Here is a 13,000-nt window from a genome sequence, read left to right as displayed (position 1 = left end):
CCGTCAAGGGTGAGCGGCTAGAATGAAATTCTAGGATTCCGAATGTGGAAGGAGCCCCCGCGTGGATCTGGAACTCGACGGGCTGGAAGTGCACTTCGACCACACGGCGGTGGCCGCGCCGCGGATCAGGGACCTGCTCCCGATCTACCGCGACCTGCTCGGCGGCCGGCATCTGGGCGGCGGCGGGGACAACCGGGTGGCCGGGTACCGCACCCTGCAGCTCACCTACGCCAACGGCAACAAGGTCGAGGTGATGGAGCCGCTGGCCGGGTCCACGTTCTTCGACAGCTTCTTCGAGCTGACGCGGGGGCGAGGTGGGGTGCATCACCTCAACTTCCACGTCAACGATCTGGACGCGGCGGTGGCCCGGCTGACCGCGCGCGGGTTCCGGCTGCATGGGCTCAATCGTGGCGATGTGCGGTGGCAGGAGGTGTTCCTGCACCCTAAGGAGGCGCACGGGGTGCTGATCCAGCTCGCCCAGCCGGGCGTGCGCGAGCCCGTCGAGGAGCGGCCGACGCTGGAGGAGGTGCTGGCCGGGCGCGGCAGGAACGGCGACGGCATCCCCAGCCCATGATCGACAACGGCATCCCCGGCTCGTGATCGGCGAACGGCGTCTCGAGTCCGTGGATCCGCGACGGACGCCCAGGCCCTTGAGTCGCGGCAGAACCTAGATCTAGAGTGGAATTCTAGAACTAGGATTGGGGAGGCCGATGAAGCCGGCACCTAAGCCCACACCCGAGACCCAGCCCTTCTGGGACGGCACGGCCGCGGGCGAGCTCAGGATCCAGCGTTGCGAACCCTGCGCGCGGCACTACTTCTACCCGCGGCCGAGCTGCCCCCGCTGCGGCGGCGACCAGGTCGGATGGGTCCGCGCCAGCGGTCGCGCGACCCTGTACTCCTACGTGATCAACCACCGCCCGGCCCCCGGCTTCGAGGACGAGGCCCCGTACGCCATCGCCGTCGTCGAGCTGGAGGAGGGCGTGCGCATGATGACCAACATCGTCGGCGTGCCGAACACCCCGGAGCACCTGAAGCTGGACATGGAGCTGCGGGTGGTGTTCGAACGGCGCGGTGACGTCAGCGTGCCGCTCTTCGAGCCGGCCGGAGGCGCCCGATGACCATCGTGATCGCGGGCGCCGCCGAGACCGACGAGGTCGGCCGCCTGCCCGGCCACTCCACCGTGCAGCTGCACCTGGAGGCCGCCAGGAACGCCCTCGCCGACGCGAACATGACCATCCACGACATCGACGGCATCGCCACGGTCGGCACCCCGGGCCCGATCCAGATCGCCCACGCCCTCGGCATCACGCCCGCCTGGCTGGACGGCACGGGGGTGGGCGGCTCGTCGTTCCTCTTCCACGTCCGCCACGCGGCCGCCGCCGTCAAGGCGGGGCTGTGCCGCACCGTGCTGATCACCCACGGGGAGTCGGGGCGGTCGCGGGTCGGGGCCGGGCGGTTCGGGCTGGGGGCCGACTCGCTGCTGGGGCAGTTCGAGCTGCCGTACGGGGTGGTCGGGCCGCCCACGTCGTTCACGATCACGGCGCTGCGCTACATGAAGGAGACCGGCCTCACGCACGAGCAGCTCGCCGAGGTCGCGGTGGCGCAGCGGCGCTGGGCGCAGCACAATCCGCGCGCGATGTACCGCGACCTCATCACGGTCGAGGACGTGCTCAGCTCGCGGATGGTCGCCTACCCCTTCCACCTGCTGGAATGCTGCCTGGTGACGGACGGCGGCGGCGCGCTGATCGTCACCACCGAGGAGCGCGCCCGCCGCTCCCCGGTCTACCTGCTCGGCTCGGGCGAGGCCGCCGAGTCGCCGATCATCTCGCAGATGGAGGACTTCACCACCTCCAAGGGCTTCCGCCTGTCGGGCGAGGCCGCGTTCGGCGAGGCCAAGATCACGCACGAGGACGTGGATCATCTCATGGTGTACGACGCCTTCGCCCACGTGCCCATCTACGGCCTGGAGGATCTGGGCTTCGTCGGCCGGGGCGAGGCCGGCGCGTTCATCGCCGAGGGCCACACCTCACCGGGCGGCCGGTTGCCGCTGAACACCAACGGCGGCGGCCTGTCCTACACGCACACCGGCATGTACGGCATGTTCGCCATCCAGGAGTCGGTACGCCAGCTCCGCGGCGAGGCGGCGGCCCAGGTGCCGGACGTGGAGGTGAGCGTGGTGCTCGGCAACGGCGGCATGTTCGCCTCGGCCGCCACCCTGGTGCTCGCCAACCACCTGCCGTGAGATGGCACGGCATGGAACGCCTTCCAGGAAAGAGGGACACTTCCACCCATGGGGAGGGATGCGCCATGCCGAAGTTCATGGACGTGCACAGCGGGTTCGTCGGCGCCACCGAGGAGCAGCTCCGCGCCGCTCACGAGCGTGACCTCGCGATCGAGGAGGCGGAGGGCGTGCACTTCGAGCGGGCCTGGCTGGACCCGGACTCGGGGAAGGTGTTCTGCCTGTCGTCGGGGCCGTCGAAGGAGGCGGTGCTGCGGGTGCACGAGAAGGCCGGACATCCGACGAGCGAGATCTACGAGCTCCCGGTCGAGGTGGACTAGCCACGAGAACGGAAACGGGCGGCCGGCGGGCCGCCCGTTTCCCCATGCTCCCAGGCGATGAATGACCTCATCGCCAGGTGATGAGCGCGTCGAGGGCCTCGACGCGGGAGCCGCTGACGAGCAGCGGGTTGATCTCCAGCGAATCCAGCCCGTCGCCCAGCGACTCCGCGAACGCCGCGACCCTGGCCACCACGTCCGCCACCGCGTCCAGGTCGGCGGGCTGACTGCCCCTGACCCCGTTCAGCAGCGCCGCGCCACGCAGCTCCATGAGCGCCGTACGCACCTCCCCGGCGTCCACCGGCAGCACCCGCAGCGCCGTGTCCCGCAGCACCTCGACCCAGACCCCGCCCAGCCCCACGGCCAGCGTGAGCCCCCAGGCCGGATCCCGTACGACGCCGACGAGCAGCTCGATCCCGCCGCCGCGCTGCGGCTGCACGAGCACGCCGGCCAGCGACGGCACCGCGGTGACCACCTCCCGGTAGGCCTGCCGCACCTCCTCCGCCCCGCCGAGCCCGAGCCGGACCCCGCCGACGTCGCTCTTGTGCCCGAGCCCCTCGGCCGCCGCCTTGAGCACCACGGGATAGCTGAACCGCTCGGCCGCCGCGACCGCGCCCGACTCGTCGGCGGCCAGCTCCGACGGCACCACCGGCAGCCCGGCGGCGGCCAGCAGCGCGGCGGCCCGGTGCTCGGCCCACACCCCGCCGGCCCCCTCGGGCGGCACGACGGCGCGGGGGAGCGGGACGGGCCTGGACAGCACCCGCTCGCGCTGCTCCGACCAGCGCACGGCCGCCGCGATGGCCTGCAGCCCGTGCTCGATCCCGCCCGCGACGTACGGGAACCCGGTCTCGGCCTGCACCCGCCGCCCGAACTCGGTCACATCGGTCAGCACGTTGCTCACCACCACGACCGGCACCGGCGAGGCGGCGATCCGCGCCGCACTGGCCGCGTACGTGGCCAGCACCGGAGCAGGGTCGGGCGGCGCCACCTTGGGCGGCTCCGACAGCAGCATGATCAGGTCGATCCCGGGATCCGACGTCACCGCCTCCAGCGCCCGGCCCAGCAGGGTGCGGTCGATGAGCACGTACCCGGTGACGTCGAGCGGGTTCTGCACGGTGCCGAAGGACGGGACGATCTCCGCCAGCCGCGCCACCGTCTCCGGCGCGAACGGCGGCAGCTCCAGCCCTTCGTCCTCGGCCCGGTCGGCGATGATCTCCGAGGCGCCGCCCGAGGGCGTGACGACCCCGACCCGCCGCCCGGGCAGCGGCCCGGAGGACGCCAGCAGCCCGGCCGTGATGATGAGGTCCTCCAGCGACCGCACCCTGATCACGCCGAGCTGCCGCAGCGCCGCGTCGATGACGTCGTCGTCGCCCACCAGCGCGCCCGTGTGCGCCTGCGCGGTGTGCGAGGCCAGCTTGCTGCGGCCGATCTTGAGCGCCACGATGGGCTTGCCCGCCTCCAGCGCCCGCCGGGCCACGCGGGCGAACTCGGCCGGGTTCCTGACCGTCTCCAGGAACAATGCGATGACCTTGGTGGCCGGATCGTCCACCAGATAGTCGACCACGTCCGTCACGGTGACGACCGACTCGTTGCCCATCGACGTCAGCAGGCTGATCCCCACGTTGCGGGCCTGCGCGAACCCCAGCACGGAGCTGGCCAGCGCCCCGCTCTGCAACACCACGCCGACCGCGCCGCGCAGCAGCGGCGCGGGGATGGGCAGCCCGTACGGTGTCACGCCGGCGGCCGCGTTGATGTAACCGTTGCCGTTCGGCCCCAGAATCGTCAGCCCGTTCTCCGCCGCGAAGGCCGAGACCTCCGCCTCCAGCCGCGCCCCTTCCTCCCCGGACTCCCCGAACCCGGCCGTGAGGATCACGTAGCAGCGGATCCCCAGCTTGGCGCCCTCCCGCAGCACGCCCAGCACGGCCGCGGTCGGCACCATCACGTACGCCAGACCCACCCGCTCGGGCAACTCCGTCAGGCTCCGGTACGCGGGCTGGCCGTGCACCACGCCGCCCCGCGGGTTGACCAGGTGCACAGGCCCGGCGAAGCCGTGGGCGCGCAGGTTCGCCAGCGTGCTGATCGACCACCCCGACTTGTCGGTGGCCCCGACCAGCGCGATCGAACGCGGATTGAACAGCTCCCCAACCGACATGCGCGTCATTCCCCGATGAGACCGAGCCTGGCGTGGCCCTTGATGAGGTTGCGGGCGATCGTGCGGCGCTGGATCTCGTCGGTGCCCTCGAAGATGCGCAGCAGCCGCAGCTCGCGGTACCACCGCTCGATCGGCAGCTCCTTGGTGTAGCCCATACCCCCGTGGATCTGCAGTACCCGGTCCACGACCTGGTTGGCCATGACGGCGCCGTTCAGCTTGGCGATCGAGGAGGCGTGCCGGGCGTCCAGGCCCTGGCCCACCCGCCAGGCGGCGTAGAGCGTCAGCCACTTGGCCGCCTCGATCTCCACCTGGGAGTCGGCGATCATCCACTGGATGGCCTGGTAGTTGGAGATCGTCTGCCCCATGGACTTGCGGATCTTGGCGTAGTCGATGGCCATCTGCAGCATGCGCTCGGCCGAGCCGATGGCCCGCGCCGGGATCATGTAACGGCCCTGGCCGATCCACTGCATGGCCAGCTCGAAGCCCTTGCCCAGCTCGCCGAGGATGTTCTCCTCCGGCACGCGCACGTCCTCGAACACGAGCGAGGCCGGGCCCCACTGCCCCATGGTCGGGATGGGCTCGGACTTCCAGCCCATGTCGCGGTCCACCAGAAAGCAGGTGACGCCGTGCTCCCCGGCCACGGCGAACACCATGACGAAGTCCGCCTCGCTGCCGCCCGTGATGAACGTCTTCTCGCCGCTGATCACCCACTCCGAGCCGTCGCGCACGGCCCTGGTGCGGATGTTGCGGGCGTCGGAGCCGGCGCCCGGCTCGGTGATCGCGAAGCAGGAGCGGCGCTCGCCCTCGATGGTGGGGATCAGGTAGCGCTGCTTCTGCTCCTCGGTGCCTGCGTAGAGGATGTTGTCGGCGCTGCCGCCGAACGAGAACGGCACGAACGTGCGGCCGATCTCCATGGCGATGATCGCGGACATGATGGGGCCGAGCGCCGCTCCGCCGTACTCCTCGGGGGTGTTGATCCCCCAGAAGCCGGACTTCCTGGCCTTGGCGCGCAGTTCGCGCAGGACGTCGGGATCGAGACCTGGCCGGCCCTCGCGCTCGTTGCGCAGGACCTCGGGCTCCAGCGGCATGATCTCCTTCTCGACGAAGGCGCGGACGGTGTCGCGGATCTGGCGTTCCTCCGGGGTGAGCGAGAAGTCCACAGCCGCCTCCCTGATGCTATTTCTAGAATCGCTCTCTAGGAAGACACTCTATCCGTTACGGCTCTGTGTCAAGAATCTGATTCTAGAATTCGGCGGGCTAGGATGGCTGTCATGGCACGCAAGTCCTCGTGGGAGTGGAGCCGTACGGCGCAGACGCGCAAGAGCATGCTGCAGGCCGCGCGCGAGGTCTTCAGCGAGCACGGCTTCGCCGAGGCCAACGTCTCCGAGGTCGTCGCCCGCGCCGGCTCCAGCGTCGGCAGCCTCTACCACCACTTCGGCGGCAAGACCGAGCTCTTCCTCGCCCTGTACGAGGACCACCAGGCCGCCCACGAGCAGGCGTCCGCCTCCAGCGTGGCCAAGGCCAGGAAGGACGGCGTCTCCGACCCGGTGGAGCTGCTGATCGCGGGGGCGCGGGCCTACCTCGCCGGGGCGTGGGAGCGGCGCGACCTGGTGCGCCTGTTCATCGACGGCGACGGGCCGCCGGGCTTCGAGCTGATCCGCCGCACGCGCGGACGGGAGTGGGTGCGGCAGAACGCGGTGCTGCTGGGCGCCGGCGGGGATCCGCTCGACCGGTTCACCGTGGCGGTGCTGACCAGCATCATCGGCGAGGCGGCCCGGGAGGTCGCCACCTCCGACACCGAGGAGGAGGCGCGGGAGGTCATCGAGGCCGCCGTCACCCTGATCCACCGCCTCGACCCGCTGAGGGCACTCGACGAGACCTGAGCCCGCCCGGTGGACCGCCGAGGCCCGGACCTGAGGTGAGGCACCCGCCCTCACCCCAGGTCCGGCTGGCGGGTCAGGTGATGGTGGCCCGGCCCCGGTCGATCACCACGGTCCCGTCGTCCTTGGCCGTCCTGAACAGCACGTCGGCCCCGTCCACCCAGATCGACACCGTGAGCGACTCGCCGGGGAAGACCGGGCTGGAGAAGCGCCCCGACATGGCCTTGAACCGTCCCGGATCGGACCCTGCCACGGTGTGCAGCAGCGCCCGCCCCGTCACCCCGTACGTGCACAGCCCGTGCAGGATGGGCCGGTCGAACCCGGCCCTGGCGGCGAACGCCGGATCGCTGTGCAGCGGGTTGTAGTCACCCGACAGCCGGTAGATCAACGCCTGCTCGGGCAGCGTCGAGTAGGTCACCTTGTGATCGGGCGCCCGGTCGGGCTGCGCCCACTCGTCGCGCGGCCCGCGCTCGCCGCCGAACCCGCCCTCGCCCCGGATGAACACCGAGCTGCGCGAGGCGATGACGAGCTCCCCGGTGGCCAGGTCCACGGCGCGCGCCTCGGAGGTCACCAGCGCGCCCGAGCCCTTGTCGTAGATGCCGGTCACCCGTGACGTGGTGCGCACGCCACCGGCGGCGGGCAGCTCGCGGTGCAGTTCGAAGCCCTGCTCGGCGTGGACGAGCATGGCCGGGTCGAAGTCGCCGATGCGCCGGCCGGGTGCCTGGGCGGCCAGGACGGCGAAGGTGGGCAGCACGCGCTGCTCCTTCTCGGTGGTGAACTCCAGCTCCGAGGTGCCCGCGCCGACGCCGAGCGCGTACAGCATGGTGTCCTTCGCGGTCCACGTCCGCTCGTGGGCGGGCCCTTCGACGCCGATCAGCGAGTGGTCGAGTGCCATGGCGGATCAGTCCTCCCGTCCGGGGATGCGGCCGTTGGTCAGCGCGTTGGGCGCGGCCTTCTCGACCAGGGCGGGGATGACGGCGCCCAGCTCGGCCGGGTCCCAGCGGCTGCCCTTGTCGGCCTCTGGCCCGGCGTGCCAGCCCTCGGCCACGCTGATCTTGCCCGCCCGCACGTTGAACACGCGCCCGGTGATCCCGCGCGCCTCGGCGCTGGAGAGCCAGACGACCAGGGGGGCGATGTCGTCGGGGTCGGCGCCGGTGGCGCCGGCGGGCATGAGGTTCTCGGTCATGCGGGTGAGGGCGGCGGGGGCGATGGCGTTCACGGTGACGCCGTAGCGCTCCAGCTCCTTCGCGGCGATGACCGTCAGGCCGGCGATGCCGGCCTTGGCGGCGCCGTAGTTGCCCTGCCCCGGGTTACCGTAGATGCCGGAGGACGAGGTGGTGTTGATGATCCGGGCGTCCACCCGTTCGCCCGCCTTGGCCTTGTTCCGCCAGTAGGCCGCGGCGTGGCGCAGCGGGGCGAAGGTGCCGCGCAGGTGCACCCTGATGACGGCGTCCCACTCGTCGGCGGTCATGTTGACGAGCATCCGGTCGCGCAGGATGCCGGCGTTGTTGACCAGCACGTCGAGGCGGCCGAAGTGGTCGACGGCGGCTCTGACGAGCCGCTCGGCGCCGTCGAAGTCGGAGACGTCCTCGCCGTTGACGACGGCCTGCCCGCCCATGGCCTCGATCTCCGCCACCACCTCGGCCGCGGCTCCGGACGAGCCGGTGCCGTCGACCTCCGCGCCCAGGTCGTTGACCACCACCTTGGCCCCCTGCCTGGCGAACTCCAGCGCGTGTCCCCGTCCGATGCCCCTGGCCGCACCGGTGACGATCACCACGCGGCCTTCGACGATCCCGCTCATCCGACACCTCGATCCTTGACCGGCTGACGATTTGAATTGGATTCTAGTATTAAAATCTAGAAAGGACAGGGCCCTTGCCGGCGACGACGACCACCCCACTCCGAGACGCCTGGCGAACGTTGTCGGTCGTCAGCCTGGCCAGCGTGCTGACCGGCCTCAGCGGCAGCGCCATCAACGTCGCGCTGCCCGAGATCGCCCGGCACACCGGGGCCGGCGCCACGGCCGCGAGCTGGATCCTTCTGGGCTATCAGTTGACCACGACCGTGCTGATGGTGGTCTTCGGCCGGTTGGCCGATCTGTTCGGCAGGCGCCGAATGTACCTCTTGGGGCTCGCCACGTACACGCTGGCGGCGCTGCTCGCGGGCCTGTCGCCGAACGCGTGGGTGATCGTGTTCATGCGGGTGCTGCAGGCCGTGGGCGGCGCGATGCTGCTCACCAACAGCGCCGCCCTGATCAGTGACGCCTTCCCGCGCGAGCGGCTGGGCGAGGGCATGGGCGTGTACGTGGCCTCGTTCTCGATCGCCGGGCTGATCGGGCCGACGCTGGGCGGGGTGCTGGCCGAGAGCCTGGGCTGGCGGTGGGTGTTCTGGTTCAACGTGCCGGTCGGCCTGCTCTGCCTGCTGTGGGGGGTGCTGGTGCTGCCCAGGCCGCCCAGGGCCGAACGGGCGGGCGGGCTCGACGGGCCGGGGAACGTCCTGGTCCTGGTCACGCTGGGCGGGCTGCTGCTGGCGCTGTCGGAGTTCACCCGGCTCGGCTGGGACCACCCGGTGGTGCTGGGCGGGCTGGCCGCCTTCGTCGCGGGGCTGCCGCTGTTCCTGCTCAGGGAGTCGCGGGCGGCGCATCCCGTGGTGGACCTGAGCCTGTTCAGGGAACGGGCCTTCGCGTTCGGCACGCTGGCCTCCTTCCTCAACGCCGTGGCCCGGATGGGCATGGTCTTCCTGGTCGCGCTCTACTTCCAGGCGGTGCGCGGCGACGATCCCGTCCAGGCGGGGCTGAAGGTGCTGCCGCTGGCGATCGCCGCCATGATCGGCTCGGTGAGCTCGGGCTTCCTGCAGCGCCTGATGAGCGCGCGCACGCTCGCCGTGGCCGGCGCCGCGACGACCACCTGCGGGCTGGCCGTCATGCTCACCGTGATGTCGGCGGACACGCCCTACCCCGCCGTGGCGGCCGGGCTCGTGCTCATCGGGCTCGGCTCGGGCGCGTTCCTGCCCTCCAACACCACCGCCATCCTGGACGGCCTGCCCTCCAACCGGCTCGGCATCGTCAACGCCATGCGCCTGATGCTGCAGAACACCGGCAACGTCGTCGGCACCGGCCTGGTCCTGTCGATCCTCACCGCGCCGCTGCCCGCCGAGCTGCACCAGAGCGTGTTCGCCGGCACGCTCGCGCAGCTCTCCGGCGGGGCCGTCGAGCAGCTCGTGACCGGCTACCGCTGGGTGCTCGGCTCGATGGCCGCGATCTCGGTGCTGACCGTGCTGTCCTGCCTGGCCCGGCGCAAGGCCACCTGACCGGGGCGGGTACGGTGGCGGACGTGGTTGAGAGCACCCCGGCCGAACGGCACATCTATCCCCGCACGGTGAGATTCGGCGACATCGACTCCCAGGGGCACGTGAACAACGTGCGTTTCCTCGACTACCTGGAGGACGCCCGCTTCGGCATGCTGAGCATCGATCCGTACGTGGCGGGGGACGAGCCGTTCAAGGGCCTGGTCGTGACCCGCCACGAGATCGACTACCGCCGGCCGCTGGGCTTTCGCGCGCAGCCCGTACGGGTCGAGACCTGGGTGACGGAGATCAGGGCGGTGCGGTTCACGCTGCGCTACGAGATCCGCGACGACGAGGGCCTCTACGTCACCGCCATGTCGGTCATGGCGGCCTACGACGTCGAACGGGCCGCCCCGCGCAGGCTCACCGAGAACGAGCGGACCTACCTGAAGCGCTACGCCGCGGAATGAGGCGCTGGTGGATGCTGGCGCTGGGCGTCAACGCGCACGCCGGCGTCACCCTCGGGCTGTTCGGCCTGCCTCTGGTCATGCCCGAAATATTGCGACATTTCAATGTCTCACTGCCTGTAGGCGGCCTGATCGCCAACGCCCCGGCCATCGGGGTCATGCTCGCCCTCGTCGCCTGGGGCGCGCTGGCCGACCGCTACGGCGAGCGGGTGATCCTCGGCGCCGGCGTGGGCCTGGCCGCCGCGATGCTGGCCGCCACGGCCTTCGCCGGGAGCACCTGGGCGGTGATCACGCTGCTGGCGCTGGCGGGCGCGGGCGGCTCGGCCGCGATGGTGGGCGGCGGGCGCATCGTGCTGCGCTGGTTCGAGCCGGCGGAGCGCGGCGTGGCCATGGGGGTGCGCCAGGTCTCCTTCACCCTCGGCATGGCGGTGTCCGCCTTCGCGCTGCCGCCCATGGCCCGGGCCCACGGGTTACCGGGCGTGCTGCTGCTCTGCGCCGGCGTGAGCCTGCTGGCCGCCGTGCTGGCCGCGCTGTTCATGGCCGAGCCGCCGCGCCCGATCGAGGCGCCGGGCACGCCGCGGGCGGGCTCGCCGTACCGGCAGCCCGCGCTCTGGCGGGTGCACGCCACCAGCGCGCTGCACGTGGTGCCACAGGTGGTGGTCACCACGTACGGCGTGGACTGCCTGGTCACCACCTACGGCTGGGACGACGTGGCGGCCGGCCGGCTCTTCGGCGTGGCCGCGATCGCCGGGGCCGCGATCCGCATCGCGGCCGGACGCTGGTCCGACCACCTGCGCCTGCGCATGCGGCCCCTGCTCATCCTCACCCTCGGCAACCTCGTGGTGCTGGCGCTGCTGGTCGCCGGCACGCTCACCACCGCCTGGCTCGGGGCGGCGGCGCTCGTGCTGGCCTCGGTGACGACGGTGTCCGGCAACGGGCTGGCCTACCTCGCGGCGGGCGAGCTGGCCGGGCCCGGCTGGGCGGGCAAGGTGCTCGGCACCCACAACACGGTCCAGAACACCGTCTCCCTGGCCGTCACGCCGCTCGCCGGAGCCCTGATCGTCGGCGCCGGCTACTGGGCCGGCTTCGCCGCGGGGCTGGCCTGCGCCGCGGCCTCGCTGCCCGTCATCCCCCGGCGCTGGGAGCGGTCGAAGCGCTCCTGAGCCACACCGCCGTGTCGGGTGGCAGCAGCCCGCCCTTCAGCGGCCCGCTCGCCAGCAGCACCTCCTCGTGCTCCGGCAGGCGCACCGGCCGGGTGCCGCAGTTGAGCGCGCAGATCAGCGGGCCCCGGGTGAAGAAGAGCGCTCCCTCGGGAGACTTCAGCCACCCCAGGGTGTAGGGAATGCTGCGCACCAGCTCGCGGCGGCAGGCCAGGGCCCGCCGGTAGAACTCCAGCGTCGAGTCCGCGACCCCCTCCTGCTTCTCCACGCTCAGCTCCGCGAAGGAGTCCGGCTGCGGCAGCCACGGCTCCACCCCGCCGGGGGAGAAGCCGTGGGAGGGCGGATCCACCGTCCACGGGATCGGCACCCGGCACCCGTCGCGCCCCGGCAGCTTGCCCTTCGACTGGAAGAACACCGGGTCCTGCCTGGCCTCGTCCGGCAGGTCGGTCACCTCGGGCAGGCCCAGCTCCTCGCCCTGGTAGAGGTAGGCGGAGCCGGGCAGCGCCAGCATCGTCAGCAGCGCGGCCCTGGCCCGGGCCAGGCCCGTGCCGGGGTCGGCGGTGTCGTAGCGGGTGCGGTGCCGTACGACGTCGTGGTTGGACAGCACCCACGTCGCGAACGGCACCGTGGACATCGTGTCGTCGATCACCTTCTTGAACGCCGTCGGCGACCACGGCGCCTGCAGCCAGGCGAAGTTGAAGCTCTGGTGCAGCTCGTCGGGCCGCACGTAGCGGGCCAGATCCTCGGGACTGTCGGTCCACACCTCGCCCACGGCCATCCGCTCACCCGGATAACCGTCGAGCACCCGCCGCCAGTCGCGGTAGACGCCGTGCACCTCCGGCTGCCCCCACACCGGCGAGACCGACTTGAACGACTGGTCGCCCACGTCGGGCAGCCCCTCCGCCTTGTACAGGCCCATCGCCACGTCGATGCGGAAGCCGTCGACGCCCCGGTCCAGCCAGAACCGCAGGACGTCGAGGAACTCCGCGTGCACCTCGGGGTTGCGCCAGTTGAAGTCGGGCTGACCGGGCGCGAACAGGTGCAGGTAATACTGCCCGTCGGCCGTCCGGGTCCAGGCGGGGCCGCCGAACGTGGACTGCCAGTTGTTGACGGTGTCGCGGAAGATGTACCGGTCGCGGCCCTCGCCGCGCAGCGCCGCCTGGAACCAGGGATGCTCGGCGGAGCTGTGGTTGGGCACGATGTCCACGATCACCCGCAGGTCGTGCTCGTGCGCGTCGGCGACCAGCGCCTCGAAGTCGCCGAGCGTGCCGAACAGCGGGTCCACGTCGCGGTAGTCGGCCACGTCGTAGCCGCCGTCGGCCATGGGGGAGCGGTAGAACGGGGTCAGCCAGATCGCGTCGACACCCAGTCGCCGCAGGTACGGCAGGCGCTCGCGCACCCCCGCCAGATCGCCGACACCGTCTCCAGAGGCGTCGGCGAAGCTGCGGACATAGATCTCGTAGACGACTGCGTCACGCCACCAGGGGATATCCATGTGGC

At 71.5% G+C, this 13,000-nt stretch carries 13 protein-coding genes; 8 read left to right on the top strand and 5 right to left on the bottom strand.

Translation table 11 applies throughout. The features are described from left to right. Window positions 1–61 precede the first annotated feature (61 nt). The 4 genes from LCN96_RS44050 to LCN96_RS44035 all read left to right on the top strand — a co-directional run bounded on the left by LCN96_RS44050 (window position 62) and on the right by LCN96_RS44035 (window position 2,559). Window positions 62–574 (top strand): VOC family protein, encoded by a 513-nt coding sequence (locus LCN96_RS44050; RefSeq protein ID WP_225268340.1) that lies wholly within the window; start codon window positions 62–64, stop codon window positions 572–574. A 136-nt stretch (window positions 575–710) separates the two neighbouring features. Then, window positions 711–1,118: a Zn-ribbon domain-containing OB-fold protein gene (locus LCN96_RS44045; protein WP_225268339.1), complete on the top strand. Its 408-nt coding sequence runs from the start codon at window positions 711–713 to the stop codon at window positions 1,116–1,118. Then, window positions 1,115–2,242: a thiolase C-terminal domain-containing protein gene (locus LCN96_RS44040; protein WP_225268338.1), complete on the top strand. Its 1,128-nt coding sequence runs from the start codon at window positions 1,115–1,117 to the stop codon at window positions 2,240–2,242. The genes LCN96_RS44045 and LCN96_RS44040 overlap by 4 nt, the downstream gene beginning before the upstream one ends. 65 nt (window positions 2,243–2,307) lie before the next feature. Next, window positions 2,308–2,559: an SCO4226 family nickel-binding protein gene (locus LCN96_RS44035; protein ID WP_225268337.1), complete on the top strand. Its 252-nt coding sequence runs from the start codon at window positions 2,308–2,310 to the stop codon at window positions 2,557–2,559. A gap of 67 nt (window positions 2,560–2,626) precedes the next feature. Here LCN96_RS44035 and LCN96_RS44030 read toward each other — a convergent pair whose 3' ends face one another. Together LCN96_RS44030 and LCN96_RS44025 are read right to left on the bottom strand one after the other, a co-directional pair. Then, the gene (locus tag LCN96_RS44030) at window positions 2,627–4,708 is read right to left on the bottom strand and encodes an acetate--CoA ligase family protein (protein ID WP_225268336.1); all 2,082 of its coding nucleotides are present in this window, start codon (window positions 4,706–4,708) and stop codon (window positions 2,627–2,629) included. 5 nt (window positions 4,709–4,713) lie between these two features. Continuing rightward, entirely contained in the window at window positions 4,714–5,868 is a 1,155-nt protein-coding gene (locus LCN96_RS44025; protein ID WP_225268335.1) for an acyl-CoA dehydrogenase family protein, read from the bottom strand. Between the two features lie 111 nt (window positions 5,869–5,979). Between LCN96_RS44025 and LCN96_RS44020 the strand changes: the two genes are divergently transcribed. Continuing rightward, a complete protein-coding gene (locus LCN96_RS44020) occupies window positions 5,980–6,591 on the top strand; it encodes a TetR/AcrR family transcriptional regulator (RefSeq protein ID WP_225268334.1) in 612 nt (203 codons plus the stop codon). A 73-nt stretch (window positions 6,592–6,664) separates the two neighbouring features. On the opposite strand, the gene LCN96_RS44015 is transcribed toward LCN96_RS44020, so the two are convergent. Together LCN96_RS44015 and LCN96_RS44010 are read right to left on the bottom strand one after the other, a co-directional pair. Continuing rightward, window positions 6,665–7,483: a MaoC family dehydratase gene (locus LCN96_RS44015; RefSeq protein WP_225268333.1), complete on the bottom strand. Its 819-nt coding sequence runs from the start codon at window positions 7,481–7,483 to the stop codon at window positions 6,665–6,667. 6 nt (window positions 7,484–7,489) lie between these two features. Beyond that, window positions 7,490–8,389 (bottom strand): SDR family oxidoreductase, encoded by a 900-nt coding sequence (locus LCN96_RS44010; protein ID WP_225268332.1) that lies wholly within the window; start codon window positions 8,387–8,389, stop codon window positions 7,490–7,492. Window positions 8,390–8,463: 74 nt separating this feature from the next. On the opposite strand from LCN96_RS44010, the gene LCN96_RS44005 reads away from it, so the two are divergent. The 3 genes from LCN96_RS44005 to LCN96_RS43995 are packed head-to-tail and all read left to right on the top strand — an operon-like array spanning window position 8,464 to window position 11,503. After that, window positions 8,464–9,897 carry an MFS transporter gene (locus tag LCN96_RS44005; RefSeq protein WP_225268331.1) on the top strand — a complete coding sequence of 478 codons (1,434 nt, stop codon included), beginning with the start codon at window positions 8,464–8,466 and terminating at the stop codon, window positions 9,895–9,897. Window positions 9,898–9,920: 23 nt separating this feature from the next. Then, window positions 9,921–10,343 carry an acyl-CoA thioesterase gene (locus tag LCN96_RS44000; RefSeq protein ID WP_311132081.1) on the top strand — a complete coding sequence of 141 codons (423 nt, stop codon included), beginning with the start codon at window positions 9,921–9,923 and terminating at the stop codon, window positions 10,341–10,343. Beyond that, a complete protein-coding gene (locus LCN96_RS43995; RefSeq protein ID WP_311132080.1) occupies window positions 10,340–11,503 on the top strand; it encodes an MFS transporter in 1,164 nt (387 codons plus the stop codon). The genes LCN96_RS44000 and LCN96_RS43995 overlap by 4 nt, the downstream gene beginning before the upstream one ends. On the opposite strand, the gene LCN96_RS43990 is transcribed toward LCN96_RS43995, so the two are convergent. Continuing rightward, window positions 11,466–12,995, bottom strand: coding sequence for a glycoside hydrolase family 13 protein (locus LCN96_RS43990; RefSeq protein WP_225268328.1), 1,530 nt, complete (start codon window positions 12,993–12,995; stop codon window positions 11,466–11,468). The genes LCN96_RS43995 and LCN96_RS43990 overlap by 38 nt on opposite strands. Between the last annotated feature and the right edge of the window lie 5 nt (window positions 12,996–13,000).

Origin of the sequence: Nonomuraea gerenzanensis, from assembly GCF_020215645.1 — a bacterium.
GTDB lineage: Bacteria > Actinomycetota > Actinomycetes > Streptosporangiales > Streptosporangiaceae > Nonomuraea > Nonomuraea gerenzanensis.
This window is presented reverse-complemented; position numbering and strand designations above follow the sequence as displayed.

Bases quoted from the DNA above. Each gene is read 5' to 3' on its own strand.
- LCN96_RS44030 (WP_225268336.1), bottom strand. From the start codon at position 4,708: ATGTCGGTTGGGGAGCTGTTCAATCCGCGTTCGATCGCGCTGGTCGGG.
- LCN96_RS44040 (WP_225268338.1), top strand. From the start codon at position 1,115: ATGACCATCGTGATCGCGGGCGCCGCCGAGACCGACGAGGTCGGCCGC.
- LCN96_RS43990 (WP_225268328.1), bottom strand. From the start codon at position 12,995: ATGGATATCCCCTGGTGGCGTGACGCAGTCGTCTACGAGATCTATGTC.
- LCN96_RS44045 (WP_225268339.1), top strand. From the start codon at position 711: ATGAAGCCGGCACCTAAGCCCACACCCGAGACCCAGCCCTTCTGGGAC.
- LCN96_RS44015 (WP_225268333.1), bottom strand. From the start codon at position 7,483: ATGGCACTCGACCACTCGCTGATCGGCGTCGAAGGGCCCGCCCACGAG.
- LCN96_RS44010 (WP_225268332.1), bottom strand. From the start codon at position 8,389: ATGAGCGGGATCGTCGAAGGCCGCGTGGTGATCGTCACCGGTGCGGCC.
- LCN96_RS44020 (WP_225268334.1), top strand. From the start codon at position 5,980: ATGGCACGCAAGTCCTCGTGGGAGTGGAGCCGTACGGCGCAGACGCGC.
- LCN96_RS44035 (WP_225268337.1), top strand. From the start codon at position 2,308: ATGCCGAAGTTCATGGACGTGCACAGCGGGTTCGTCGGCGCCACCGAG.
- LCN96_RS43995 (WP_311132080.1), top strand. From the start codon at position 10,340: ATGAGGCGCTGGTGGATGCTGGCGCTGGGCGTCAACGCGCACGCCGGC.